Origin of the sequence: Glycomyces amatae (assembly GCF_020991375.1) — a bacterium.
GTDB lineage: Bacteria > Actinomycetota > Actinomycetes > Mycobacteriales > Micromonosporaceae > Glycomyces > Glycomyces amatae.
This window is the reverse complement of record NZ_JAJLQZ010000001.1, coordinates 525757-551068: the sequence shown is the minus strand read 5'-3', so window position 1 is coordinate 551068 and position 25312 is coordinate 525757. Positions and strand designations below refer to the sequence as shown.

Annotated in this window: 28 protein-coding genes and 1 pseudogene; 12 read left to right on the top strand and 17 right to left on the bottom strand. The window is 70.8% G+C overall.

The genetic code is table 11. The features are described from left to right. Nucleotides 1-92 precede the first annotated feature (92 nt). Nucleotides 93-1343 carry a metal-dependent hydrolase family protein gene (locus tag LO763_RS02655; protein ID WP_439650251.1) on the top strand — a complete coding sequence of 417 codons (1251 nt, stop codon included), beginning with the start codon at nucleotides 93-95 and terminating at the stop codon, nucleotides 1341-1343. On the opposite strand, the gene LO763_RS02650 is transcribed toward LO763_RS02655, so the two are convergent. Beyond that, the gene (locus tag LO763_RS02650; protein WP_230600344.1) at nucleotides 1330-1872 is read right to left on the bottom strand and encodes a hypothetical protein; all 543 of its coding nucleotides are present in this window, start codon (nucleotides 1870-1872) and stop codon (nucleotides 1330-1332) included. The two genes, LO763_RS02655 and LO763_RS02650, sit on opposite strands and share 14 nt — an antisense overlap. Before the next feature lie 169 nt (nucleotides 1873-2041). On the opposite strand from LO763_RS02650, the gene LO763_RS02645 reads away from it, so the two are divergent. Genes LO763_RS02645 through LO763_RS02625 form a run of 5 tightly spaced genes read left to right on the top strand, consistent with a single transcriptional unit; the run spans nucleotide 2042 to nucleotide 4330 of the window. Then, entirely contained in the window at nucleotides 2042-2473 is a 432-nt protein-coding gene (locus LO763_RS02645) for a YbaB/EbfC family nucleoid-associated protein (protein ID WP_230600342.1), read from the top strand. After that, complete coding sequence (locus LO763_RS02640) at nucleotides 2470-2799, top strand: hypothetical protein (RefSeq protein ID WP_230600340.1); 330 nt, start codon at nucleotides 2470-2472, stop codon at nucleotides 2797-2799. The genes LO763_RS02645 and LO763_RS02640 overlap by 4 nt, the downstream gene beginning before the upstream one ends. Continuing rightward, nucleotides 2799-3293 (top strand): WXG100-like domain-containing protein, encoded by a 495-nt coding sequence (locus LO763_RS02635; protein ID WP_230600339.1) that lies wholly within the window; start codon nucleotides 2799-2801, stop codon nucleotides 3291-3293. The genes LO763_RS02640 and LO763_RS02635 overlap by 1 nt, the downstream gene beginning before the upstream one ends. Continuing rightward, the gene (locus LO763_RS02630; RefSeq protein ID WP_230600337.1) at nucleotides 3293-3856 is read left to right on the top strand and encodes an EndoU domain-containing protein; all 564 of its coding nucleotides are present in this window, start codon (nucleotides 3293-3295) and stop codon (nucleotides 3854-3856) included. Before LO763_RS02635 ends, LO763_RS02630 begins: the two co-directional genes overlap by 1 nt. 12 nt (nucleotides 3857-3868) lie before the next feature. Then, entirely contained in the window at nucleotides 3869-4330 is a 462-nt protein-coding gene (locus tag LO763_RS02625) for a hypothetical protein (protein ID WP_230600335.1), read from the top strand. 115 nt (nucleotides 4331-4445) lie between these two features. Here the strand turns inward: LO763_RS02625 and LO763_RS02620 are convergent, their stop codons facing one another. The 4 genes from LO763_RS02620 to LO763_RS02605 all read right to left on the bottom strand — a co-directional run bounded on the left by LO763_RS02620 (nucleotide 4446) and on the right by LO763_RS02605 (nucleotide 6409). Further along, entirely contained in the window at nucleotides 4446-5354 is a 909-nt protein-coding gene (locus tag LO763_RS02620) for a hypothetical protein (RefSeq protein ID WP_230600333.1), read from the bottom strand. A 136-nt stretch (nucleotides 5355-5490) separates the two neighbouring features. After that, nucleotides 5491-5787 carry a hypothetical protein gene (locus LO763_RS02615; RefSeq protein WP_230600331.1) on the bottom strand — a complete coding sequence of 99 codons (297 nt, stop codon included), beginning with the start codon at nucleotides 5785-5787 and terminating at the stop codon, nucleotides 5491-5493. Then, a complete protein-coding gene (locus LO763_RS02610; RefSeq protein ID WP_230600329.1) occupies nucleotides 5784-6161 on the bottom strand; it encodes a hypothetical protein in 378 nt (125 codons plus the stop codon). Before LO763_RS02610 ends, LO763_RS02615 begins: the two co-directional genes overlap by 4 nt. Next, nucleotides 6158-6409: a hypothetical protein gene (locus LO763_RS02605; RefSeq protein ID WP_230600327.1), complete on the bottom strand. Its 252-nt coding sequence runs from the start codon at nucleotides 6407-6409 to the stop codon at nucleotides 6158-6160. Before LO763_RS02605 ends, LO763_RS02610 begins: the two co-directional genes overlap by 4 nt. 293 nt (nucleotides 6410-6702) lie before the next feature. Between LO763_RS02605 and LO763_RS02600 the strand changes: the two genes are divergently transcribed. Then, nucleotides 6703-7209 carry a hypothetical protein gene (locus tag LO763_RS02600; RefSeq protein WP_230600326.1) on the top strand — a complete coding sequence of 169 codons (507 nt, stop codon included), beginning with the start codon at nucleotides 6703-6705 and terminating at the stop codon, nucleotides 7207-7209. 49 nt (nucleotides 7210-7258) lie between these two features. Here LO763_RS02600 and LO763_RS02595 read toward each other — a convergent pair whose 3' ends face one another. Continuing rightward, nucleotides 7259-7843 (bottom strand): TetR/AcrR family transcriptional regulator, encoded by a 585-nt coding sequence (locus LO763_RS02595; protein WP_230600324.1) that lies wholly within the window; start codon nucleotides 7841-7843, stop codon nucleotides 7259-7261. An 84-nt stretch (nucleotides 7844-7927) separates the two neighbouring features. Between LO763_RS02595 and LO763_RS02590 the strand changes: the two genes are divergently transcribed. The 4 genes from LO763_RS02590 (at nucleotide 7928) to LO763_RS02575 (ending at nucleotide 11156) form a co-directional block, all read left to right on the top strand. Further along, nucleotides 7928-8323, top strand: coding sequence for a nuclear transport factor 2 family protein (locus LO763_RS02590; RefSeq protein ID WP_230600323.1), 396 nt, complete (start codon nucleotides 7928-7930; stop codon nucleotides 8321-8323). A 185-nt stretch (nucleotides 8324-8508) separates the two neighbouring features. After that, nucleotides 8509-9147 carry a TetR/AcrR family transcriptional regulator gene (locus tag LO763_RS02585; protein ID WP_230600322.1) on the top strand — a complete coding sequence of 213 codons (639 nt, stop codon included), beginning with the start codon at nucleotides 8509-8511 and terminating at the stop codon, nucleotides 9145-9147. Then, a complete protein-coding gene (locus tag LO763_RS02580; protein ID WP_230600320.1) occupies nucleotides 9144-9875 on the top strand; it encodes a DUF4097 family beta strand repeat-containing protein in 732 nt (243 codons plus the stop codon). Before LO763_RS02585 ends, LO763_RS02580 begins: the two co-directional genes overlap by 4 nt. A gap of 159 nt (nucleotides 9876-10034) precedes the next feature. Continuing rightward, nucleotides 10035-11156, top strand: coding sequence for an acyltransferase family protein (locus LO763_RS02575; protein ID WP_230600318.1), 1122 nt, complete (start codon nucleotides 10035-10037; stop codon nucleotides 11154-11156). Between the two features lie 64 nt (nucleotides 11157-11220). Here the strand turns inward: LO763_RS02575 and LO763_RS02570 are convergent, their stop codons facing one another. The 8 genes and pseudogenes from LO763_RS02570 to LO763_RS02535 all read right to left on the bottom strand — a co-directional run. After that, on the bottom strand, nucleotides 11221-12261 hold the full coding sequence (locus LO763_RS02570; RefSeq protein ID WP_304608761.1) for an ABC transporter ATP-binding protein: 1041 nt from the start codon (nucleotides 12259-12261) through the stop codon (nucleotides 11221-11223). 59 nt (nucleotides 12262-12320) lie between these two features. Further along, nucleotides 12321-13418 carry an ABC transporter ATP-binding protein gene (locus tag LO763_RS02565; RefSeq protein WP_369431890.1) on the bottom strand — a complete coding sequence of 366 codons (1098 nt, stop codon included), beginning with the start codon at nucleotides 13416-13418 and terminating at the stop codon, nucleotides 12321-12323. Continuing rightward, nucleotides 13418-14380, bottom strand: coding sequence for an ABC transporter permease (locus LO763_RS02560; RefSeq protein ID WP_230600316.1), 963 nt, complete (start codon nucleotides 14378-14380; stop codon nucleotides 13418-13420). Before LO763_RS02560 ends, LO763_RS02565 begins: the two co-directional genes overlap by 1 nt. Next, entirely contained in the window at nucleotides 14377-15384 is a 1008-nt protein-coding gene (locus LO763_RS02555; protein ID WP_230600314.1) for an ABC transporter permease, read from the bottom strand. Before LO763_RS02555 ends, LO763_RS02560 begins: the two co-directional genes overlap by 4 nt. 22 nt (nucleotides 15385-15406) lie before the next feature. Beyond that, the gene (locus LO763_RS02550) at nucleotides 15407-17149 is read right to left on the bottom strand and encodes an ABC transporter substrate-binding protein (protein WP_439650260.1); all 1743 of its coding nucleotides are present in this window, start codon (nucleotides 17147-17149) and stop codon (nucleotides 15407-15409) included. Between the two features lie 267 nt (nucleotides 17150-17416). After that, nucleotides 17417-18013 carry a recombination mediator RecR gene (gene recR / locus LO763_RS02545; RefSeq protein ID WP_230600310.1) on the bottom strand — a complete coding sequence of 199 codons (597 nt, stop codon included), beginning with the start codon at nucleotides 18011-18013 and terminating at the stop codon, nucleotides 17417-17419. 228 nt (nucleotides 18014-18241) lie between these two features. Further along, nucleotides 18242-18580 carry a YbaB/EbfC family nucleoid-associated protein gene (locus tag LO763_RS02540; RefSeq protein WP_230600308.1) on the bottom strand — a complete coding sequence of 113 codons (339 nt, stop codon included), beginning with the start codon at nucleotides 18578-18580 and terminating at the stop codon, nucleotides 18242-18244. Between the two features lie 925 nt (nucleotides 18581-19505). After that, a pseudogene (locus tag LO763_RS02535) lies at nucleotides 19506-21359 on the bottom strand (DNA polymerase III subunit gamma and tau); the annotation flags it as partial. A 203-nt stretch (nucleotides 21360-21562) separates the two neighbouring features. Here LO763_RS02535 and LO763_RS02530 point away from each other — a divergent pair. Continuing rightward, nucleotides 21563-23056 (top strand): RICIN domain-containing protein, encoded by a 1494-nt coding sequence (locus LO763_RS02530; protein ID WP_230600304.1) that lies wholly within the window; start codon nucleotides 21563-21565, stop codon nucleotides 23054-23056. Between the two features lie 76 nt (nucleotides 23057-23132). On the opposite strand, the gene LO763_RS02525 is transcribed toward LO763_RS02530, so the two are convergent. From LO763_RS02525 to LO763_RS02515, 3 genes are read right to left on the bottom strand one after another with little or no spacing between them, the layout of a single operon-like run. Beyond that, entirely contained in the window at nucleotides 23133-23738 is a 606-nt protein-coding gene (locus LO763_RS02525; RefSeq protein WP_230600302.1) for a DivIVA domain-containing protein, read from the bottom strand. 16 nt (nucleotides 23739-23754) lie between these two features. Next, nucleotides 23755-24864, bottom strand: coding sequence for a globin domain-containing protein (locus LO763_RS02520; RefSeq protein ID WP_230600300.1), 1110 nt, complete (start codon nucleotides 24862-24864; stop codon nucleotides 23755-23757). A gap of 4 nt (nucleotides 24865-24868) precedes the next feature. Continuing rightward, the gene (locus LO763_RS02515; protein ID WP_230600298.1) at nucleotides 24869-25252 is read right to left on the bottom strand and encodes a group I truncated hemoglobin; all 384 of its coding nucleotides are present in this window, start codon (nucleotides 25250-25252) and stop codon (nucleotides 24869-24871) included. Nucleotides 25253-25312 lie beyond the last annotated feature (60 nt).

Here is a 25312-nt window from a genome sequence, read left to right as displayed (position 1 = left end):
CCGGGGCGCCGGAAGTCATCGCCCGGGCCCGGGTCCGACCGTACCGGTTCCTCCGGCATATTGGTACGGGACGCTAGCCGTGCGGCTAGGACATGGAGGAGGCGACGATGACCGAGGTGCTCTACGACCGGGCCGCGCTGCTCGACCCCGAGGCGGGGACCGTCACCGCGGGGCAGCGGGTGCTGGTGCGCGGCGGGGAGGTCGCCGCCGTCGGCGCCGACGTCGAGGCCCCCGAGGGCGCGCGGGTCGTCGACCTCGCCGGGAGGACCCTCATGCCGGGCCTGGTCGACTGCCACGTCCACGTCAACGCCCACAGCGCCGACCTGTCGGGCATGTCCGACCAGTCGCCCGCGTACATCGCGGCCACGGCCGCGGTCGAGCTGCGCGCGATGCTCCACCGCGGGTTCACCACGGTGCGCGACCCGGGCGGGGCCGACTTCGGCATCCACGACGCGGTCGCCGAGGGCCTCATCGACGGGCCCCGGATCCACTACGGCGGCAAGGCGCTCTCGCAGACCGGCGGGCACACGGACATGCGCCCGCGCGGGCGCGGCGTGCGCGACGACCACCACTGCTGCCCCGACATGGGCGTGGTCTGCGACGGCGTCGACGAGGTGCGCCGGGCCGCCCGCGAGCAGCTGCGCACCGGCGCGCACCACGTCAAGGTCATGCTGTCGGGCGGGGTGGCCTCACCGACCGACCGGATCGACTCGACCCAGTTCTCGACCGAGGAGATCCGCGCGATCGTCGAGGAGGCCGAGGCCGCCAACCGGTACGTCGCCGGGCACGCGTACACCGCCCGCGCGATCAACCGGGGCCTGGCGGCGGGCGTGCGCTCCATCGAGCACGGCAACCTGCTCGACGAGTCCAGTGTGGAGCTTTTTCTGGAGCACGGCGCGTTCCTGGTGCCGACCCTCGTGACGTACCGGCGGATGGCCGTCGAGGGGGCCGAGTACGGGCTCCCCGAAGGGAGCCTGCGCAAGAACGCGCTCGTGCTCGACGCGGGGCTGCGGGCCCTGGAGCTGGCGCACGAGGCGGGCGTGAACCTCTGCTACGGCTCGGACCTGCTCGGCGGGATGCGGCGGCACCAGTTGGAGGAGTTCAGGATCCGCGGCGCGGTGCTGCCCGCGGTGGACGTGGTCCGGTCGGCCACCGTCACCGCCGCGAGGCTCCTCGGCGAGGAGGGCCGGATCGGGCGGATCGCGCCGGGCGCGCTGGCGGACATGCTGGTCGTGGACGGGAACCCGCTCGAGGACCTGGCCGTGCTCACCGACCCCGACACGCACCTGAAGCTGGTCGTGCAGGGCGGCGAGGCCAAGGTGGACCGGCTCAGCCGCGCTTGAGGACCGCGAAACCGGTGGTCCACAGGACGACGGCGCTGCCGAAGCCGGCGATGGCGCCCCCGAGCGAGACCCCGTCGAGACCGCCGGCGACGCCCCCGAGGCCGGCGGCGGTCATGGCGTACCCGGTCCACTTGTACTTGGGCTCGTCGAAGGCCGGGGCCAGCGGGATGAAGTGCAGGCCGACGATGACGGCGATGACCCCGGGCAGGAAGTCGACGAGGTCGAGGGCGTTGCACAGGACGATCGCGGCGGCGATGAGCACGACCTCGAAGGCGATCCAGATCCCGTAGCTGCGCCCCCAGTGCTTCGGCAGCTCGCGGGGGCGCTCGCGGGCCGACTCGACCCGGTGGACCGCGACGACGAGGCCGATGCTCACGGCGGCGGCCAGGGCGAAGCCGACCCAGTACACCGGGCCCGTGAGAATGCCGGCGCCGCCGATGAACCAGCCGAGGCCGAAGAACGCGCAGATCATGACGCCGTTGCGGCGCATGCCACGGCTCATCTTCTCAGGGGCGGTGAAGGTTTCCATGGGATCATTGTGACGGCACGCGACCACTGTTCACGAACCGGTGGCCGTGCGGCGGCGCGGTCGCGGCACTCACTCGCCGTCGCCGCCGGACCCCTGCGGCTTGTACCGGCTTGCTACCGTCAGTCGACCGCAGACGGCCTTGGCGCCGAACCACCTCCGAGGAGCTTCCATGAGTGCCGCATCCGAGTCCTCCGGTATCACCGATGCACTGGCGCAGGCCCTTCAGATCGCGAAGGACGGGCAACGGGCGCAAGAGGAGGCGGGGGCCGCGACGGTCGAGGTCGAGGCGGCCGAGGGCATGGTGCGGGTGACGGCGACGCTGGCGGGCAAGGTCGCGGTCGAGATCGTCGACCCGCGCGCGGTGCGCCTCAGCAGGGAGTACCTGGGCGAGGAGATCACCGCGGGGGTCAACGCCGCGCTCGACAAGGCCCGCGAGCAGGCCGGTGTGCCCGGAGCGGTCGACCTCGACGCGCTGACCGAGAAGGTGGAGGAGATCCAGCAGCAGTCGGTGCAGCGGCTCTCCTCGTTCATGTCGACGCTGGCCGAGTCGCATACCCGGATCGTGCGGACCGCCGCGCAGAGCAAGGGCGTGGACGAGTGAACCTCCAGATCGACCCCGAGGGCCTGGACCGGGCGGGGCAGGGCATCGAAGGCACGGCGGAGCGGTTCTTCGCGGCCGTGGACCGGTTCGCGTCCAGCATCGAGGGCGTCACCGAGGCGTGCGGTAGCGACGAGATCGGCGGCCTGATCGAGCAGGCCCACACCGAGGTCTTCGAGTGGGCGAAGGAGTGCTTCCAGGAGGCGGCGCGGTCGATGGCCGACGCGGGCTTCGACGTGCGCGATTTCGCCGCGCAGCACCTGAACGCGGACAACGAGATCGCGCAGGCGTTCATTCAGCTCTCGGCGAATCTGGACGGGGGCTCCTGATGGCGATCATGCTGCCTTCGGAGCTGGCGGGCCTGCTGGGCATCCTCGGGTTCGACTGGCCTCAGTCCAATGAGGACAACCTCATGGACTTCAGCCAGGCGTGGATGGACTTCGGCGGCGAACTCGGCGACATCCTCGGCGAGGCGGGAGGCAACGCCGCCCAGGCGTGGACCGACCAGGTCGGCCAGGACATCGAGGCGTTCAAGACCTGGTGGGAGGGTGAGGACGGGCCCGCGAAGGTCCTCGACAACGGCTCGATCGGCGCGATGATCGCCGGAGTCGGCCTGATCATCTGCGCGGTCATCGTCCTGGTCCTGAAGATCATGGTGATCGTGCAGCTGATCATCCTGGCGGTCCAGATAGCCATCGCGGTAGCGCAGGCCGCGGTCACCTTCGGCGCCTCGCTCTTGCAAGTCCCGGTCTTCCAGCAGCTCGCCCGCACCGTCGTCGGCAACCTCATCCAAGAGGCCGTCTTCAAGCTCATGGAGGCGTGATGGCGAAGGGCAAAGGCGGCAACGGCCTGATGCGGGCCGCTCTGAAATTCCTGAAGAAATCGGACTTCCAACGGAACAAGCGCGCCGCGAACCACCGGCTCGAACCCCACCAGCTCAAGCACATGCTCCAGGGCAGCAGTGGCACCACCCACTTCAACGGCCTGCGCTCCGGCCCGGGGAAGTACGGAACCCGCACCGGTTACCACTACCGGCCGGGGGGCCAGGACATACCTGGACGCCGCATCCTCCCTCCACCGAACAAGACTCATCCAAGCGGCGCTTACGACGTCCGAACCCAGTTCGAGGTCGACCAGAGCAAGGGCAAGGACGGGTCGAAGATGGTCTGGACGGACAAGAAGGGCCCCGGCGGCAGCAGCACCTTCTACCCCGACCACTGGACGCCGCAGCAGATTGACGGGGCCGTGTCGGGCGCTTTCAAGAACGGCACGCTCGACCCCGCGAAGGGGACCTGGAAGGGTGTCGGCCCGGACGGCTTGAAGATTGAAGGCCGGTACGACCCGAACTCGGGCGGTATCGTGACCGCCTATCCGGTGATCGACTAGATGAGGTCAGCAATGGGGATAACGAGGTACTACGTCGATCAGTACGGATCGCCGGAGTTCGACTTCGACGACAAGCACTATGTGAAGCTCGGCGTCTGGCTCACGATGGAGATCGGCGCGAAGTTCGCCGTGGCGCTGGACGCATTGGACTCGGTTTCAGAGGTCTTGGAGGGCTCCGGCGCCTCTGGTGACTGGGAAGGCGAGAGCGTGGAGGCGACCTTCACGCCGACAGAGCTGATCCTGATCGACTACGACGGCACCGAGGCCCGCTATCCCATCGCCGAGGTCAAGACCGAGCTCGAGCGGTACTGGCGGTTCCTGCTCACCCGGTCCCCGTCGCCGGATACCACGCGGGTCCTTCGGCCCGACCTGCCGGAGCACGAGGCCTACCTGCTCCAGTGGGAGCAGACCTGGGACAAGCGACACCCGTACCGCGGTCGGATAGAGGGCATCCCCGCGCACGGACCCGAATAGTGTCGCGAGCCTATGAATGAAGGTGCAGGCGGCGGCCGCCTGCACCTTCATTCATAGGCAACGGTCGCGGTGTCGTCACTCGGCGGCCGACCGCCGCTGGTCGCTCGCGGGCCGGCTAGTCGCCGAAGACCTCGGCCATGCTCGTCGCGGTGACGGCCTGTGTGGTCCATGCGAGCAGTCGCTCGTGGTCGGTGCAGGAGCGGATGCGCTCGAGCTGGGCGTCGGTCGGCTCGAGCCCCCGGGCGGCGAGCACCGCCAAGAGCGCCGTGATCTCACCCTCAGCACGGCCTTCCGCACGGCCTTCCGCACGGCCTTCGGCGAGGCCTTCCTCGCGGAACTCCTGCTTGAGCTCGGAGACGTATCCGTAGGTCATGGTCTTCATTATCTTCTTCCAGATCTCTCGTTGGCAACCTTCGCCCAGTCCGCCCTCGACGAACTCGGCGTAATAGCGGGCGGTGTCGGTGTCGAGCGTCTCCAGCGCGCTCATCAGCGGCGCCATCGCCTGCTGGATATCGGGATTGAGCCGCTGGGTGAGCAGCGCGAACACCGAGAAGACGACATCCTCGGCCGCCTGGGCCGGGTCGGTGATCAGCGGCATGTTGTCGGGGCTGATCACGTGCGGATCCAGGCGCATGACCGGCCTGCGGGCCGGGCCCAGGGTGGCCCGTGCCCTGCACTCCCGGGCGGTCGCGGTCTTCGGGGTGATGACGAGCAGACTCGCCGGGACGCCGTACTTGTTCTCCAGGAACGACAGGTACCACGCCCAGGAGCGGATCTTCTGCGGCGAGGGCGACTCGCCCTGGGGTTCGATGAGCAGGAACTCCTCACCGTGCTCGGTGACCACGCGCAGCGCGGTGTCGATGTAGCGTTCGACCGCGTCGATGCTGGTGGTGTCGACGACGATCTCGGCGACCTCCTTGATGTCGGGGAACTCCTCGTCGAAGAGCCTGCGGACCGATCGGGTGAACAGATGCGGATCGTCGCGGAAGAGGTGATGGAGTGCTTCATGGGGAATCTTCGCCATGCGGTGACCTTAAGTTCGATGTCGTGCCACCGGCCGCATACAACACGCGAGTCCCGTTGTCGGGCATCCGACATTGATCCCGGTTTCTTCGCAGCGTGGTGGTTTTCGTTGGTGTGCATCGGGAGGCGGCCCTCGGTCAGCCGTTACAGTCGCGGAACATCTGCTCCTTCCTGCGCCAGAGGTCGATGGCGTGGACGAGGACGGCTTGGGTGCGGGCGGGGTCGTCCTGGCCGAGCCAGGCGAGGTTGTCGGCGGCGGGGACGAGGCGCGGGAGACCGTCGAGGTGGGTGACCCGGCCCAGGAGCGGCCGGTCGCCGTCGGTGAAGGTGAGGCGCAGGCACGGCTGGTGCCACACCCACGCGAAGCACAGTTCGCGCTCGGCCACTTCGGCGGTGCCGATGACCGGGAGGCGGTCGATGAAGCGGAGGCTCATCCCTCGACCTCCGCTTCGTGGCGGGCGGCGTGGTGCCAGATCGCACTCGCCTTGTCCCTCGCCGCCCGCCGCAGGGCGGCGGACCATTCGGCCCGGTAGAGGTGGAGGCGGGCGAACGGGGAGCCGATCCGGTTGATGTAGCCCAGGTCCACGACCGGTTCGGGTGCGATGCGGCGCAACCGGACCGAGGTCGTGGAGCGCCCGGCGAGCTGGTAGACCTCGATCCGGCGGTGCTCGAGACTGAAGCGGCCCAGCACGATCCGCTCAGGGTTGGGAGCGGGATGGGCGCGGCGCTGGTCGGGGCCGTCGAGCCCGGAGGTGTCACCGGTAGAACGGGGTTCGGGGGTGGTGCCCGGGCGGTCGTGGGTGCTCATGCCGCACCGCCCCAGGAGAAACCGATCAGCGTCGCCAGCACGTCCCGCAGCGACTCCGAGTTGATCTTGGAGGCGAGGAGCTTGACCGCCGAGCGGCGCTGCGGGCAGCCGTGGGCGCCCCACTTGTGGTGGCACCACTCGCAGCGGAGCCGTCCCAGACCGAACCAGGTGCGGTACGGCTTGTGGAGTTCGAGGTCGATTTTGACCGAGGCGGGGACCGGGTCATAGCGTAGGCTGAAGCCAACCATGGGAGGTTTCCTCTCTGGCTAGGGGCGGGCCGCCGGCTTCGATTGGCGTTGGAGATGCGGCGGCCCGCCGCGTTGCTATTCGGTTGTTCTCTGGGACGCGTGATACACGCGTGCTGAAACTCTTGCATGTCCATTCGCGAACGGCAAGCAGCGACACACCCCTTTGCCGAAAACGTCTAGAATCGCGTCAGCGTCCTGCCTGCGGCGCAAGCGCTCACGCACACGTCGGCCCTCGGCCGACGTCTCGACCACCGATCAGCGCATGGATATCCGGCCCGTCCTTCTGAGCAGTCATGAGCCATGCGGCATCCCATGAATTCGAAACCGGGGCTTCCAAGATGCGCTTTTACCGCAACGAGAGCGGTTCGATCAAATACCAGACGGACGATCGCACCCTGGGAGATCTCGGGCTGTGGCTGAGCTTCGACATGGGCTTCGCCTACGGCTCCTGTCTCGACGCGCTCCGGGCGGTCGACGACACGCTGTCCGGGCGCAGCGAGTCGGACGGGTACGAAGGCAATGACTACAACGTCCAGATGAACAGGGAGTCGGCCACTTTCAGCGCGATCCACGGTGACGGCGGCCCGCCCACCTCGTGTCCGATGACAGCGGTCAAGAGCGCCGTGGAGGACTATTGGCGATTCCTGCTGGCGTTCCCCCCGAACCCGAACGTGATCCGCGAATACCGACCGGACCTGCCGTTCCATCTCGCCAGTCTGGTCCAGTGGGAGGAGTACTGGCAGCGGACGCACCCCTACCGCGGACGCCTCGAAGGCCTACCCGCCCGAGGCCCGGCGTAGACGGGACCGATGCGCGAAGGGGCTCCCGGCGGCGGCGCCGCCGAGCCGTTCATGGCGCCGCGGGGGCGAGAAGCTTCAGCAGGCTCATGCGGAGCGCCTGCTGCACGGCGGCGGGCGTCTGCCCGGCTTCCTGCGTCTCCGCTGCGAGATGGGCGAGCCTGACGGCGGCGGCGGCCAGCCAGTCGGCGCGCAACCGCGTGTCGAACTCCCCGGAACGCTGACCGCGTTCGACCACGCTCGCGAGCCGATCGGCGATGGGCGCATGCCGCTCACGGTCGGCGTCCGGTTCGACCGGGAGCGCGCCGATCAGCCGCGTCAGCGCCCGGTGGCGCCGCGCCGGTGCCGCGGCGGCGTCGAGTACGCGGATCAAGGCGTCGGCGGCGGCGCCCGCATCGGGTTCGGCCTCGTCCATCGCGGCGAGGGTCTCCTCGGTGATCCGATCGGCGACCGCCCACAGCAGCCGCTCGCGCGTGGCGAAGTGCGCGTACACGGTCTGGCGGGTCACTCCCGCGGCCTTCGCGACCGTTCCGAGCCCCGCATCGGGATCGGCGTCCAGGACGTCGAGCGCGGCGTCGAGGATCGCGGCCCGGCTGCGGCGGGCGTCGGCGCGGCGGTTGTCGGCAGAGGCGGTCACTATCTCTTACACCTTGACAAATCTATGGGGCATGAATATCTTACATCCTGTCAAAGATCGTACCGGACCACCGACGGGAGCATCATGCCGCCGCTCGACCGCACCGACCCTGCGCAGTTCATCGCCGACTTCTACACCGCCTTCAACCGCGACATCCTCGACGGCGACGAGGCGGCGGCACTGATCGTCGACCGCTACCACACCCCCGACATCGTCCAGGTCGCCGACGGGAACCGCATCGACCGGGACAAACTCATCGACCACATCCGGCCGGTCCGCAAGAACCGCCCCAGCAGCCGGATGGAGGTCCACGAGGCCGCCGCCGACGGCGACCGGCTCGCCGCGCGCTACACCCTGCACGCCGCCCAGCGCGGCAAGGACCTCGCCATCGAGGTCTACTTCTTCGGCGCGTTCGCCCCCGACGGGCGGATGCGCTCGGCGCACATGCTCACCCGCGCCGTCCCCGCCGGCACCGAGTAGCCCGCGCCCGGCGCGGAAGCCGCGGGTGAGGCGGCAGCGCCCCTGGAGCCGGTCCGGAACCTCCCGCACGCCGCGTCGCGGACCTCGCCGTCCGATCCCGCTACCCGGAGCCCCGTTCAGGACAGGTCGCCGCAAATTCAATACCAATGGGTATTGAATACCCGTGAGTATGCTATGGTTCGGTCATGACCGAACCTCCCCCACCCGCCGTCTCCCGGCGGACACCGCGCGCCGAGGTGCAGCGGCGGCTCATCGAGGCCGCCGCACAGGAGTTCGCCGAGCGCGGCTACGCCGAGAGCCGCCTGGAGGACATCGCCGCCCGCGCCGGGTTCACCAAGGGCGCCGTCTACTCCAACTTCAAGTCCAAACAGGAGCTCTTCGGCGCCGTCCTGGCGGACCGCTCCGACGCCGAGCTCGGCGCGGTCATGGAGCGCCTCACCGAGGTCGACGGCATCGAGGACGCCGCCGCCGGTGCGGCCAGGCTCGTCGCGGGCGAGATCACCGGCGACACCGAACGCGGCCAGCTCGGCCTCGAGTTCGCCTCGCGGGCCCGACGCGACGAGCAGGTGCGGGCCGTCCTCGCCCCGCTGCGCCGGTCCCAGCGGCAGATCGCCGCCGAGGCGATCGCCGCCGTGACCGAGCGGCTGGGCGCCGCCGCCGCCGACCCCGAGCTGGTCGGGCTCATCGTCCACTGCCTGACCAACGGCCTGGCCATGGAGCACGCCGTCGACCCCGAGGGAGTCGACGGGGAGCGCATCGAGGCGGCCATCGCCGCCACGCTCACCGCACTCCTCGGCGCCGAGCGACCCGGAGGGAACCCATGAGGATCGCAGCACCCATCACGGCGGCAATGGGACTCGTCCTGGCCGCGGCGCTCAGCGGATGCTCGAGCGAGACCGATGCGACCACTTGGGACCTCGGCTCGTTCAGCGGCGACCTGACCATCGAGCTCGCGGGCGCCGACCTCGAGATCCGCGAGACCGGGTCCGGCGACGCGATCACCGTCACCCGCCATGTCACCTCCGGCCGCGAGGCCGAGGCCGACCCGGCACTCGACGGCGGCACCCTCGACCTGACCGCGGGCTGCGACTCCGGCCTGTTCGGCGACTGCACGATCGCCTACGAGGTCACCGTCCCGGCGGGGAGCCCGGTGACCGTCGAGGGCGACAGCGGATCGGTCACCGCCGTCGCGCTCACCGCCGCCACGAGCATCGGCACCGACAACGGCGCGATCACGGTCGAGGACGCCGCGGGCCCGCTCGACCTGCGCACCGACAACGGCTCCATCACCGTCGACGACGCCTCCTCGAAGAACGTCGCGGCCGCCGCCTCCAGCGGCGCGGTCGACCTGGCCTTCAGCGACATCCCCGACCTGGTCAGCGTCACCACCGAGAACGGCGCGGTCACCGTCACCGCCCCCGCGGCCGGGTACCGGGTCACCGCGGCCACCGACAACGGCTCGATCGACAACGAGCTCACCGAGGACGACGCCAGCCCCCACCACATCGAGGTCACCACCGAGAACGGCGCGATCGCACTGCGCAACGCCTGACCACCCTCTGCTGGAACGGCCCTGCGGCGCGAGCCGCTCGGCCGCCGCCCCACCGCGCCCTCCCGCTCCACAGTGCCCTCCCACTTCACCGCGCCCTCCTACTTCACGGCTGCCGACGACGGCCGCCGCCCCCGCCATGCACTCGAAAGGCGCTCCACCATGCGCAAGGACTACATCGACTGGCTCCGCAACCTCGCGATCCTCTTCCTGATCCCCTACCACACCGCCCGCGTCTTCGACGGCTTCAACACCTTCTACATCAAGGGCGAGCCCAACGTCGTCGCCGACGTCGTCATCGGCTCCGCGTACTGGTTCATGCCGCTGCTGTTCCTGCTCTCGGGCGTCTCGAGCCGCTACGCCCTCCGCAAGCGCACGGCGAACCAGTACGCGCGCGAGCGCTTCTCCCGGCTGCTGGTGCCGTTCCTGTTCGGCTGCCTGATCATCGTCCCGCCCCAGGCGTTCTACGCGATGCGGTTCCACCTCGGCTACCAGGAGAACTACCTGGAGTTCCTCGTGAAGTACTTCACCGACTTCTCCGACTGGTCCGAGTACGCCGGGGGCATCTCACCGGCGCACCTGTGGTTCATCGCGTTCCTGTTCGTCATCTCGCTCGCGCTGCTGCCGCTGATGACGCGGCTGGGGCACCGCGACCGGCTGCCGCGACCGCTGCGCGGCGCGGGACTGGTCGTCGTCCCGGCCCTCGGACTGGCCGCCCTCGCGATGCTGCCCGACATCAGCGGCAAGAACATCTTCGTGTACGCCGCCTGCGTCCTGCTCGGCTTCCTGCTGGCGTCCGACGACGACGCCCTGGACCGGCTCGAGCGCTACCGGCGGCGCTATCTGGCCGTCGCGCTGGTCGGTGCCGCGGGCGTCGTCTTCGAGTACACGGTCTTCGGCCCGCAGTCGGGGCCCGTCGCGACCGCATGGCGCACCGCCGCCACGTGGGCGCTGCTGCTGGTGATGCTCGGGTACGGCAAGCGCTACCTGAACCGCCGCTCGAAGTTCAACGCCTACTTCAACCCGGCGGCCTTCCCCGTCTACATCGTGCACCAGACCGCCCTGATCGTCGTCGGCTACCACATCCTCCGCGTCATCGACCACGGGCCGATCGCGTACCTGCTCATCGCCGTCGCCACGCTCGGGCTGAGCTTCGGGGCCTATGAGATCGTCCGCAGGACCGGACCCACCCGGTGGATGTTCGGGCTCAAGGGCGCGCCCTCGGCCGCGAAGGCCGCGGCGCCGGCCCCGTCCGAGCAGACCGACCCGCACTCCGCGAGATAGCGACGCGAAAGCGGCCGGGAAGGAACGCCTTCCCGGCCGCTTTCGCCTTGTCCCCAGGCGGGTCTCAGAGGTCGAAGTGGCAGGCGACCTTGTGGCCGCTCGCGGCCTCGCGCCATTCCGGCTCGACCTCGGCGCAGACGTCCTCGGCCCACGGGCAGCGGGTCCGGAAGCGGCAGCCGCTCGGCGGGTTCGCCGGGGACGGCAGGTCGCCCTTGAGGATGATCCGCTCCCGGTTCGCCTCGATCTCCGGGTCCGGCTGCGGCACGGCGGAGAGCAGCGCCTTCGTGTACGGGTGCCGCGGGTGCTCGTAGATCGACTCGGAGTCGGCCTCCTCCACGAGCTTGCCCAGGTACATGACCCCCACCCGGTCCGACAGGTGGCGCACCACCGCCAGGTCGTGGGCGATCACCAGGTACGTCAGCCCGAACTCGCCCTGGAGCTCGTCGAGCAGGTTCATCACCTGCGCCTGGATCGACACGTCCAGGGCGCTCACCGGCTCGTCGCAGACGATCAGGTCCGGGCGCAGCATCAGCGCCCGCGCGATGCCGAGGCGCTGGCGCTGGCCGCCGGAGAACTCGTGCGGGTACCGCTCCAGCACCGACTTCGGCAGGCCGACCGCGTCCAGGGTCTCGACGGCGAGCTTGCGCCGCTCCTCCTTCGAGCCGATCCCGTGGACCTTCAGCGGCTCCGACAGGAGCATGTCCACGTTGTGCCTCGGGTTGAGCGAACCGAGCGGGTCCTGGAACACCATCTGCATCTTGGAGCGGAAGCGGCGCAGGCGCTCGCCCTTCAGCGCGGTGACGTCCTCGCCGCCGAGGCGGACCCGGCCGCCGGTGGGCTGCTCGATGCGCAGCACGGCCCGGCCGAACGTGGTCTTGCCGCAACCGGACTCGCCCACCATGCCGTAGGTGCCGCCCGCCTCGATGCTCAGGCCGACGCCGTCGACCGCGCGGACGTGCCCGACCGTGCGCTCGACGACGACGCCGCGCCGGATCGGGAAGTGGACCTCGAGGTCCTCCACCTCCAGCAGGGGCGCGCCGGGCGTCGCCGCGTCGGCGCTCACGCCGTCCTCCCCCGTGTCCACATCGGGCTCCTCCGTGCTCAAGTCAGGCTCCTCCGTGCGTTGGACGGGGACGTGCGGCGCGGCGCGCTCCACGGGCCCGCTCATGCGATCTCCTCGGCCCTGACGCAGCGGTGCGCGTGCAGGTCCCCCCGCAGGGCGGGCTCGCCCGCGACGCACGCCTCCGCGACGCGGTCGCAGCGCGGCGCGAACGCGCACCCGTCCTTCCAGCGGATCACGTCGGCGATCGACCCGCGGATCGGCGTGAGCGGCTCGTGGATCCCCAGGTCGAGCCGGGGGATCGAGCCGAGCAGGCCGATCGTGTAGGGGTGCGTGGGCCGCGCGAACAGCTCGCGCACCGGCGCCGACTCGACCACCCGCCCCGAGTAGAGCACGTTCACCTCGTCGCACAGCCCCGCCACGACCCCGAGGTCGTGGGTGATCATGAGCAGCGCCGTGCCCTCGGTGTCGACCAGGTCCTTGAGCAGCTCGAGGATCTGCGCCTGGATGGTCACGTCGAGCGCCGTCGTCGGCTCGTCGGCGATGAGCAGCCGCGGCGCGCACGCGACCGCGATCGCGATGAGCACCCGCTGGCGCATCCCGCCCGACAGCTGATGCGGGTACTCCTTCAGGCGGCGGGTCGGGTCGGGGATGCCGACCCGGTCGAGCAGGTGCGCGGCCTCCTTGGCGGCCTTGTCGCCCTTCAGGCCCCGGTGCCGTTCGAGGACCTCGGTGATCTGCCGTCCGATCGGCACGACCGGGTTGAGGCTCGACAGCGGGTCCTGGAAGATCATCGCGAGGTCCCTGCCGCGGCGGCGGCGCATCGCCGCCGGCGCGAGCGAGAGCAGGTCCACGCCGTCGAACGCGGCCCGGCCGCTCACGTCGGCGCCGCCGCCCCGGCGGCTCCGGCGCCCGGTGGCGGGCGCCGCCTGCGGGACCGCGGCCGCGGCCTTGAGGCCGCCGCCGGCCGGGCCGACCGGTTCGGACGCGGCCGCCTGCACCGGCTGGGACGCCTTGCGGCCCTTCGCGGGACGCCCCTTCGGGAGCAGGCCCATGACCGCCAGGCTCGTCACCGACTTGCCGCAGCCGGACTCGCCGACCAGGCCCACCACCTTGCCCTCGTCCACGGCGAAGGAGACGCCGTCGACGGCGGTGGACGCGCCGAAGGCGACCCGCAGGTCCTCTACTTCGAGCAGTGCCACTACTCCTGCCTCCTCAGCCTGGGGTCGAGCGATTCGCGCATGGCCTCGCCCAGCAGGGTGAAGCCCAGCGCGGTGACGATGATGGCGACCGCCGGGTAGATCGAGAGCTGCGGTGCGCCCGAGAGCAGCCGCTGCGCGTCGGAGAGCATGGTCCCCCACTCGGGGCTGCCCGGGTCCGGGTTGCCCAGGCCCAGGTACGAGAGGGCGGCGGCCTCGATGATCGCCGTCGCCAGCACCAGCGTCGCCTGCACGATCACCGGCCCCAGCGAGTTGGGCAGGATGTGCGAGACCACGATCCGTCCCTTGGGGACGCCCAGGGCGATCGCGGACAGGACGTAGTCCGAGTGCGCCTGCGCCAGCATCGATCCGCGCAGCAGCCGCGCGAAGATCGGGATCTGCGCGACGCCCACGGCGATCATGACGGTGCTCAGCGACGGGCCCAGGAGGGCGGCGACGCTCAAGGCCAGCAGCAGCATCGGGATGGCGAGGGCGACGTCCACCGTCCGCATGATGACCGATTCGACGCGCTCGCCCCACCGGCCCCCGAAGGTGCCCGAGGCGGCGGCGACGCCGCCGATCACGGCCCCGGCCAGGAGGCCGATCAGCGTCGCGACGACGCCCACCAGCAGCGTCTGGCGCGCCCCGACGATCATGCGCGAGAACATGTCCCGGCCCAGGTGGTCCAGGCCGAACCAGTTCTCGGCGCGCGGGCCCGGGAAGATCGCCCGGTTGAGGAAGACCTCCCGGCCCCAGGTCTGGGCCGTCGGGTCGTACGGGGCGATCCACGGCCCGAGGACCGCCATGACCACGAACACGCCGACGATCACCGCGCCGCACACCGCCATCGGCGAGCGCCGCAGCCGCCGCAGCGACTGGCGCAGCAGTGAACCGGTCTGGGCGTCCCGCGCGGTGGCGGTCGCCTCGATGAGCCGGTCGAGCTTCTCGATCTTCGCGATGGTCACTTCCGCACCCGCACTCTCGGGTCGAGGAAACCGTAGGACAGGTCCACGATCAGGTTGATGACGACGTAGAACACGGCGATGACCAGGATGAAGCCCATCAGCGCCGGGTAGTCGCGCTCGGTCGTCGCCTGGTACACGAACGAGCCGATCCCGCCGAACGCGAACACGCTCTCGGTGAGGACCGCCCCCGCGAACAGGCTCCCCAGGAGCAGGCCGATGATCGTCGCGATCGGCAGCATGGCGTTGCGCATGACGTGGCGGCCGCGGATCGTCGCGGGCTTGAGGCCCTTGGCGTCCGCCGTCCGCACGTAGTCCTCGCCCACCACGTCGAGCACGCTCGCCCGCGTGATGCGGACGATGACCGCGAGCGGGATCGAGGACAGCGCGATCGCCGGCAGCACCAGGTGCAGGAGCGCGTCCCAGGCGACGTCGAACTCGCCGGTGATGAGGCCGTCGAGGACCCGCAGCCCGGTGACGTCGGTGTACTGGGCGCCGGCCGAGAGCCGGAACGCCGTCGGCAGCAGCCCCAGCTCCTGGGCGAACACCACTTTCAGCATGGCGGCCAGGAAGAAGATCGGGATGCAGGTGCCCAGGAGCGAACCGGAGACAGCGGTGAAGTCGAGCCACGTGCCGCGGCGCTTCGCCGCCAGGTAGCCGAGCGGGATGCCGATGCCGACGGCGATGACCATGGCGGCGAGCGACAGTTCGATGGTGGCGGGCAGGCGGTCGGCCAGTTCCGTGGCGACGGGCCGCCCGCTCGACAGCGAGGAGCCGAAGTCGAAGCGGACGATCCGTCCCAGGAACTCGCCGTACTGGACCCAGACGGGGTCGTCGAGGCCCAGGGAGGCCCGCAGCGCCTCCCGCTGCTGGTCCGTGGCGTTCTCGGGGAGCAGCCGGTTCTCGGGTCCGCCCGGGAGGGCCTTGAACCACGCGAACAGGAGCAGTGAGAGTCCCAAGAGCGCCACGGACAGCTGCAGGAGGCGCTTAACGGTGTAGCGCAGCATATTTCGCTGTTATTCGTTTCTGTCAGGATCCGGCGGTGAAGTAGACCTGCGAGAAGTCCTCCTGCGTGAGCGGGGAGACGTCCGGCGGGTACACGTTCGCGGCGAACGCGATCGACGGCGGCGAGGAGGTCAGGGGCAGGCCCGGCAGCTCCTCCATGATCGCCTCGTTCGCGGTCTTCCACAGGTCCACGCGGGTGGCCTCGTCCGGCTCGGTGTTGGCGGCGGCGATCGCGTCGAAGATCTCCTGGTTGTCGAAGCCCCACTCCGTGGACGGGGCGGCGAACCAGGTGCCGAGGAAGTTGTACGGGTCCGAGAAGTCGCCCGTCCAGCCCAGCAGGTACAGCGGGCAGTCGCCCGAGCGCGTGGCCGGAATGTACTCGACCCAGCTGATGGGCCGGGCCTCGACCGTGACGCCGGCGGCCTCGAGGTCGGCGGCGATCATGTCGAAGATGTCCTTCGGCGCCGGCATGTACGGCCGGGTCACGTCGGTCGGGTAGCAGAACTCCAGCGTCAGGTCCTCGTGGCCGGCCTCGGCGAGCATGTCCTTGGCCTTCTCCGGGTCGTACTCGTACTGGACCACGTCCTCCGACCAGCCCTCGAGGCTCGGCGGCTGGAACTGGGTGGCGACCAGGCCGCCCGGGGGCAGCACGCTGTCGACCAGGCGCTGGCGGTCGACCGCGTAGGACAGGGCCTCGCGCACGGCGTGGTCCTCCAGCGGGGCATGGCCCTGCGTGTAGGTCAGGTACAGGAGGTTGAAGACGCCGCGGACGGGGACCTGGAAGCCCGCGTCGAGCAGCGGCTGCACGTCGGCGGGGGCGGCGAGGTCGTAGCCGTGGATGTCGCCGGCCTCCAGGGCCTGGCGGCGGGCGGTCTCGTCGGAGATGGTGCGGAAGATGAGGGTCTTGACCCCGGCCTTCTCGCCCCAGTACTCGTCGTTGCGCTCGAGGGTCACCTGCTGCTCGGAGTGGTTCCAGTCGGTCAGGGTGAACGGACCGGTGCCGGCGAGGGTGCCGGCGGTCTGGGAGTACTCCGGCAGCGGCGAGTCGGCGGCGGGGAGCTCTGCGTCGGCGACGGCCTCGAGCGAGGCCGGGCTGATGATCGAGAAGGAGCTGAGGGTGAACGCGCCCGGGAAGCTGGACGTGTACTTGCTCAGGCTGATCGTGGCGTCGAGGCCGTCGGCGGTGCAGCCCTCGTAGATCGACTCGGACTCGATGCCCATCGCGGGGTCGTTCTCGGCGAAGCCGCCGAAGACCGCCGAGTAGTAGTAGGTGAAGTTCGGGGACTGGAAGCCGCCCTTGAAGTTCGCCCAGCGGTCGAAGTTCGCGCACACGGCGGCGCCGTCGAGGGCGGTGCCGTCGTGGAAGGTCACGCCCTCGCGCAGGTGGAAGGTCCACTCCGTGCCCTCGGGGTTCTGGTCCCAGGACTCGGCCAGGCCCGGCGCGTTGTCGGTGCAGTCGGTGCTGATGAGGGTCTCGAAGATCTGGCGGGTGACGCGGAAGGTCTCGCCGTCCGAGGCGAGCACGGGGTCGATGCTCGTCGGGTCGCCGGGCGAGCCGAACACGAACGGCTGCGACTCGTTCGCCGCCTCGTCGGGCGCGGGGTCGCCGTCGGTGCGCTCGGGGCAGGAGAAGTCGAAGTCCTCGGCGGTGTCGGCGTCCCCTTGGGAGCCGCCGTCACTGCCGCAGGCGGTGAACAGGCCCAATGCCATGGCGGCGCCGGCGGCCGCGGCTAGGGCGCGCCTGACTGGGATTGGTGACGTGCGCATAGGTTGTCTCACCCGTCGATCGTTGGGTATTCGGAGGTAGACACAGCCTAGGTCAAGGTGAGTTACGACACCGTTGAGCGTTATGTGATCGTGACCGTACCGGCGATTATTGTTACCCAAATCGTACGGATGGCATGAGAGTGTGTCCTGTTGCGGCGCAATCGGTCACAGAAGCGCCCAGGCGTGGCGACGCCAAGTGAGCGCTTTCAGGAAAGTCTCCTGCCGGAAACCGCGGGCCAGGGCCCGCGACGGCCCCGCCCCGGCGCCTCAGTCCACGTCGCGGCGGCCCGAGAACGCGCGCCCGAGGGTGACCTCGTCGGCGTACTCGAGGTCCCCGCCCACGGGCAGGCCGCTGGCGAGGCGGGTCACCTTGAACCCCATGGGCTTGACCAGCATCGCCAGGTAGGTGGCCGTGGCCTCGCCCTCGGTGTTCGGATCGGTGGCCAGGATGAGCTCCTTGGTCTCCCCCGCCTGGAGCCGCACCATCAGCTGGCGGATGCGCAGGTCGTCGGGGCCGACGCCCTCGAGCGGGTTGATGGCCCCGCCCAGCACGTGGTAGCGCCCCCGGAACTCCCCGGTGCGCTCGATCGCGAGCACGTCCTTCGGCTCCTCGACCACGCAGATGAGCGCCTCGGAGCGGCGCGGGTCCCGGCAGATGCCGCACTGCTCGGCCTCGGTGACGTTGCCGCAGGTCTCGCAGAACCGCACCTGGGCCTTGACCCGCTCGAGCGCGGAGGTGAGCCGCTCGACGTCGGCGCTCTCGGAGGCCAGCAGGTGGAAGGCGAGGCGCTGGGCGCTCTTGGGACCGATGCCCGGCAGCTGACCCAGCTCTTCGATCAGGTCGCCCAATGCCCCGTCGTACAAGGATCTCTCTTTTCTTACCGCTCGCTGATGATGGTGTCGGGGTGCCGAGAACCCGGCGGCCGGGCCCGAGACCGAACAGGACGGGCCCCAGTCTGGATGAAACCGACCCCGAAGGACCCGAAACGCGGGCGGGAACCCGTCCCCGGGGCCGCCCGTACGGCCCGGGAAGCCCGAATCGCGGGCCCGGTCTACCCGGCCAGGGTCCTACCCGCCCGTGGCCCGGGGCGCTTACATTCCCGGGAGGCCGAGGCCGCCGCTCATGCCGCCGAGGGCGTCGCCGAGCGGGCCCATCTTCTCGGCCGCGAGGCGCTTGGCGTCCTCGTTGGCGGCCTGGACGGCGGCGAGGATGAGGTCCTCGAGGGTCTCGACGTCCTCGGGGTCGACGGCCTTCGGGTCGATCTTGACGCGGACGAGCTCGCCGTCACCGGTGACGGTGGCGGTGACGAGGCCGCCGCCCGCCGACGCGCTCACTTCGGTCTTGGCCAGTTCGGACTGCGCGGCCATCATGTCGGCCTGCATCTGCTGCGCCTGCTGCAACAGCTTCTGCATGTCTCCGCCAGGGAACATGTCGATCACTCCTCGCCGGTGGGCTTGGGACTTCCTCGGTTCCCCGCCAGCCTATCCGCCCAGGCGGACATACCGCCGACCGCGCAGGCCCGCGCGCGGTGCGCCCACGATGAGCGCACCCGCACCCGTGTCGTCGGCCGCATCGTGCACCGGCGCGCGATGCGGCCGTCGGCCAGGCCCGGCCGCCGGTCGAGTTCCGCTGCGTCGTTGCAGGTCGGGCCACTGCCGCGTCCTTGCGGGTCAAGCCCCGCTGTGTACTTGCGGGTCAGGCCCCGCCGCGTCCTTGCGGATTTGACCCCCGGCTGCGTCTTTGCAGGTGGGGCCCAGCGGCGCCTTTGCAGGCCGCGGGCCGGTGGCTCTGGGTCGGGTTCGGTGCTGGTCCTGGTTTGTCGTTCGTGGGCGGGGCCGGTGTCCCCGCGCGTTGGTCCTTGGTGTGCTGGCGTGTTGCTGGTGATGGCGGCGGGGTGTCCGGCCCGGCCGGGCCGGACACCCCGCGCGCCGCTCCGCGGAGGAGCGGCACCGGGCGGGGACCACACGCGGGCGGCTTCCCGCGCGCGACCTCGGTATGGCGACGTTCGCGAATCCCCTCTGTCGCCGCCATCCCGCCAGTGCCGAACGGCTTTTTTGCTATCTATGCAACACGATGAGCGATTGAACGGCAACAGAAAGTTCGCTGCCTGTGGATAACTTCCGGCCACACAGCGTTTTCGCTGGTCATTCACTTGTGGATAACTTCTGGGGTTTCTTGGCGGAGGGCCGGTCAGCCTATGTGCTTGGCTCCGAAGGCGGTCGTCAGGAGCTTCACGGCCTGCTCCTCGCTGGTGCCGAAGCCTCCGGGGGCGACCGGGTCGTCGGGGCTCGGCTCGTCGTAGTCCTCCGGCGGCGGCTCCTCGAAGGAGGTCTTCGCGGCGGCCGGGGCCTGCGGCGCGGGGACGCTCGCGGTCCTCGCGGGCGCGGGGCTCCTAGGCGCCGGGGCCGGCGCCGCTCCCGGTCCCCCTTTTGGGAGGTTCGCGGGGTCCCCCACTTCGCATCGGATCTTCCAGCTCCCGCCGAGGACCTCGCCCAGGACCTGCACCACGATCCCGTAGGCGGGCTCCTTCTGGAGGTTCTCGGCGTGGAAGGCGTGCTTGAAGGCGAGGACCACCTCGTTGTCGGTGGCGTCGGCGATCGTGGCGTCCGACAGGAGCGCGGCGGTGGTCCGCTTGCGGTCCTTGACCGCCATCATGATGCGGTCCCATTGGCGGCGGATCGACGCGGCGGTCACGCCGCCGCCGGTGCCGGGCTCCTCGGGGGCGGCGTAGGCCGCGACGCCCGGGGCGGGTTCGGGTTCGGGTTCGGCCCAGTCGTCGGTGCCGGTGTTCGCCGGGGCCGGCGCGGCCTGGGCGGCGGGTGCCGCCTCGTCTTCCCAGGGGGGCGTGGTCGCGGCGGGGGCGGTGGCCGGGTCGCCGGGGGGTGCGGCGGGTTTCGGGGCGGGGGCCGCGGGTTTCGGTGCGGCGGCGGCGACGGTGGCCTCGGCGAGGGCGCTGCGCGCGGCGGCCGGACCGGCGGGCGCGGTGCTCGGGGCGGCCGGTGCGGTACTCGAGCCGGTCGGCGCGGTGCTCGGGGCGGCGAAGGCCGCGCCCGCGGCCCGCTGTTCGAGGGTCTCAAGGCGCTGCATGAGGCCCGCCATGGACTCGTCGGAGCCGGGCAGGATCGCGCGCACGCACGCGAGTTCCAGCAGGAGCCGCGGCGCGGTCGCGCCGCGCATCCCGGCGAGGCCCGCCGCGACGACTTCGGCCATGCGCGTGAGCGTGGAGGTGCCCATGCGGGTCGCCTGGCTGGTCATCTTGGCGAGCTGGTCGGCGGGGGCGTCGACGAGGCCGCTCGCGCCCGCGTCGGGCACCTGGACGAGGACGATGAGGTCGCGGAGGCGTTCGAGGAGGTCTCCGGCGAAGCGCCGCGGGTCGTGGCCGCCTTCGACGACGCGTTCGACCACTTCCATGACGGCGGCGCCGTCGGCGGCGGCGAAGGCCTCGCACATCTCGTCGAGGAGTCCGGCGTCGGTGACGCCGAGGAGGCCCGCGGCCCGCTCGTAGGTGACGCCTTCGGCGCCCGCGCCAGCGATGAGCTGGTCGAGGACGGAGAGGGTGTCGCGTGCGGAGCCGCCTCCGGCGCGGACCACGAGGGGGAGGACGTCGTCGGCGACGACCGCGCCCTCCTCGTCGCAGAGGTTGCGGCACAGTTCGCGCATGGCGGGCGGGGGGATGAGGCGGAACGGGTAGTGGTGGGTGCGCGAGCGGATGGTCGGCAGGACCTTGTCCGGTTCGGTGGTGGCGAAGATGAACAGGACGTAGTCGGGGGGTTCTTCGACGAGTTTGAGGAGGGCGTTGAAGCCTGCGGCGGTGACCATGTGGGCTTCGTCGATGATGTAGATCTTGAACCGGGAGTCGACGGGGGCGAAGACGGCGCGTTCGCGCAGTTCGCGGGCGTCGTCGACGCCGCCGTGGCTGGCGGCGTCGATCTCGATGACGTCGACGGAGCCGTGGCCGTCGGCGGCCAGTGCCCGGCAGGAGTTGCATTCGCCGCACGGTTCGGGGGTGGGGCCCTGGGCGCAGTTGAGGGAGCGGGCGAGGATGCGTGCCGAGGAGGTCTTGCCGCAGCCGCGGGGTCCGGAGAAGAGGTAGGCGTGGTTGAGGCGCCCGGCGCGGATGGCGTTGATGAGGGGTTCGGTGACGTGCTCTTGGCCGACGACTTCGGCGAAGGTCTGCGGCCGGTATTTGCGGTACAGCGCGAGTGCCACGTCTTCCTCCTGCTGGCCGGGGCTCTTCCGTCTTAGCCAGGGTACGGCTTGGGTCCGACGTTCGGCGGCGCGACCGGTGGTGTTGACGCGGGCGGCACAGGCGGTGCCGATCCGGGGTGTTTCGTGGGGTGGCCTCCGTCACGAGAAAGCGATATCATCCTTTCGCAGTTACGAATTGATACGTTTCAATAGAAGGAGTTCCCTTGCGCACCTTCGCTCCACCCCGCCGCCCGCGACTCGCCCGGTGGCTGGCCGCCGCCGCGACCGCCGTCTGCACCGCGGCCGGGCTGACCGCCCTCGGCGCGGCCCCGGCAAACGCCGTCGAGACCGGCACCTGGTACCGGATCGTCAACGACCACTCCGGCCTCGCCGTGGGCATCGCGGGCGACGCGACCGCCGCGGGCGCCGCCGCCGTCCTCGCCACCCCCTCCGACGCCGCGAGCCAGCAGTTCCGCTTCGTGGACTCCGGCGGCGGCTACTACCGGATCCAGGCCCGGCACTCGAACCAGGTGCTCGACGTCTACGCCAAGTCCACCGACAACGGCGCCGACGTCGTCCAATGGGCCGACAACAACGGCCACAACCAGCAGTGGCAGGTCAACGCCCAGTCCGACGGCTCCGTCGAACTGGTCAACCGCAACTCCGGCAAGGCCCTCGACAACTGGGAGTGGGCCACCACCGCGGGCAGCCGCGTCTCCCAGTACGACCGCAACGACCTCGAGACGCAGCACTGGAAGCTCGTCCCCGTCGAGTCCGGCGGCACCGCCGGCAGCGGCGCCCTCACCGACCCGAACCTCCAGTACTACGGGCGCTGGAACACCGCCGACGCGTCCTGGTACACGATGGGCTGGGCCGGCGGCTACGTCGAGGCGGCCTTCACCGGCTCCTCGATCGGAGTGAAGCTCCGCGGCGCCATCGACATGTACTACTCGGTCGACGGCGGCGCCGAGACCTGGATGCGGAACGTCTCGGGGAACGTGACCGTCCGGTCGGGCCTCGGCTCGGGCACGCACACGATCCGGATCGGCTTCCGCGAGCGCGCCGGCTCCTACACCGGCGACCCGGCCTTCGGCGGGTTCACCCTCGCCCCGGGCGGGGCCACCACCGCGACCACCCGCCCCGCGGACTACATCGAGTTCATCGGCGACTCGATCACCGTGGGCCAGCCCAACGGGGACCGGCCCTTCACCGCCTACGGGTACCTCGTCGGCGACGAGCTCGGCGCCGGGCACGCCCAGGTCGCCCAGGGCGGCGCGTGCCTCGTCAGCACCGCGGACGGGTGCTGGGGCATGATGGACTGGTTCCGCCGCACGTCGATGGCGTCCACCGGCGACGACTGGGACTTCTCCCGGCACCAGGCCACGGCGGTCGTGATCAACCTGGGCACCAACGACGTCGGGCACGGCGTCTCCACGACGGTGTTCCAGCGGCAGTACATCGTGATGCTCGAACGGGTCCGCCAGGCCTACCCGGAGGCCCACATCTTCGCGATGGAGACGTTCCGCAACCGCTACAGCCCCGAGACGCAGAACGCCGTGAACGCCCGCAACGGCGCCGGGGACGCGGACGTCCACTTCGTCGACACGACCGGCTGGCTCGACGAGGCGTCCGACCTCGTCGACAGCGTGCACCCGAGCGACTCGGGCCACGCCAAGATCGCCGACCGACTGGCACCGATCATCGAGCAGTACCTCTAGGAACGCGAGGCGGTGCCCGCTCCGGCCGGGGCGGGCGCCGCGCGCGCGGCGCCGGGCCCCGAGGGCCGGGCCGCGCTCACGTCTCGCGCTGGAGCTTCGCGACCTCGTGCTCGAGCCCCTCGCGGGTCAGGCGCAGCTGCTCCTCGGCGACCTCCACGGCCTCCAGGAAGCTGCGGGCCCGCACCAGCTGCCGGATGCGGTCCTCCGCCTCGCGGTCGCGGCGGCCCTTGTTGTCCCGGCGGTACTCGGCGACGGCCCGGTCGGCCTCCGCCCGGGCGCGCTCCTGGGTCTGCTCCATGAGCTCGGAGGCCTGGGCCCGCGCCTGGGCGATGATCTGCCGCGAGTAGTGCTGCGCCTGGTTGACGTAGCTCTCGGCCTGCTGCTGCGCCTGCGAGACGAGGTTGACGGCCGTCGACGTCGGCGTCGTGGGGGCCGAGGCCTGGAGCCGCTGCGAGTTCTGCTGCGACTGCCAGGACCGCAGCGCCTCCTTCAGCTTCTCCGCGTCGGTCCGCAGGGCGGCCTCGCGCTGGTCGCGGCTGGCCAGCTCGTCGGCCACGCGCTCCAGGAAGCGGTGGACCTCCTCGGGCTGGTAGCCGCGCCGGGTCAGGCTCGTCATCGAGAACCTGGCGTTGTTGACCTGCCCGACGGTGACTTTCACGCCGGACGACCGGTAGCTGTACATGATGGAACGTCCTCTCTCACTCGCCCGAGGGCTCGAAGTGGATGGCCTCCGCCCGGACGCCGGAGCCGGCCAGGTGCTTCCTGGTCGACTCCACCATCCCCGGCGGCCCGCACACGTAGACGTCGGCGCCGGCGCAGCGGCCGTGCGCCGCGGCCAGCTCCGCGGGGGAGCCCAGGCGGATGCCCGCCGAGCCGAACATGTCCTCGTCGACGCACGGCACCAGCTCGAGCCAGTCGTGCGCGGCGGCGAGGGCGCGCATCTGGTCGAGGCAGTACAGGCCTCCCGGGGTGCGCGCGCCCCAGTACAGGCTGGTCGGCCTGGGGGCGGCGGCCAGCTGCTCGACGAGCGCCTTCATCGGGGCGACGCCGGTGCCGCCGGCGATCATGGCGATCGGGCCCCGGCCGGGGCGGAGGGTGAGGCCGGTGCCGACGGCCGGGCCGACCCGGAGGGTGTCGCCGGGGCGGACGAGGGCGACCAGCGCGGTCGAGACCTCGCCGCCGTCGACGGCGCGCACGTGGAGCTCGACGGTGCCGTCCGCTCGCGGCGCGTTCGCCGGCGTGTACTGGCGCCACACGCGCGGGCGCAGGCTCGTGCACAGGGAGATCGACTGGCCGGGGAGGTAGTCGAGGCGGCTGCCGGGGGCGAGGGTGATGACGGCGGTCTCGAGGTCGCGGCGCTCGTGGGCGACGACTTCGGCGTCCCACCAGGCCGGCGTGTAGTGGGCGGCCGCGTCGGCGGCGTCGGCCATGGTCGCGGCGACGAGTTCGTAGGCCGCGACCCAGTCGGCGGCGATGGCGGGCGTCCAGTGGGGGCCGCTGAAGTGCTCAAGGGTGGCCACGAGGGCCTCGCCGACGGCCGGGTAGTGGCCGCGGAGCGCCCCGAACTTGCGGTGGTCGCGGCCGAGCGCCTGGAGGGTGGGGACGACCGCGTCGATGGTGTCGACGTTGCTGACCACGGCCCCGAGCGCGTTCACGAGCTTGTCGCGCTGCGCGGCCATGTTCATGGGGAACAGGTCGCGGGTCTCGGGGTGGGTGAGGAACAGCGTCGAGTAGAAGTACAGCGGGACCTGATCGCCGTAGGCGGCGACCAGGCTCCAGTTCTTCTTCAACCGTTCGGCGTCGATCATGTCCCTAGACGTCCGCCCCGATGACGTCGGGGGCGACCGATTCGAGGACCTTGCCGACGTGGTCGATGATGTCGCCGGGCACGTCGAGCTCTTCGAGGACCGCGATGAGGTGGGCGCCGACGGCCTGGTACTGGCCGGCGGTGATGCCCATGCCGCGGTGGGCCTCGGCGAGTTCGCGGCCCTCGTAGGACTTGGGGCCGTCGAGGACCTGGGAGATCAGGGCGACCTGGTGGCGCTTGAGCTGGGGCAGGTCGGTGTCGGTGAAGAATCCGGCGAGGTCGCCGTCGGCGAGCAGGCGCCGGTAGAAGCGCTCGACGGCCTCGGTGACGGCCGGGGCGCCGCCGATGCGCTCATAAGGGGACACCGGCTGCTCATCAGGGGTATTCATGTCAGTCATCCTTAAAGGTGATAAGCGATACGCGCCAGAGCCTACCGACGATGTCCCCCA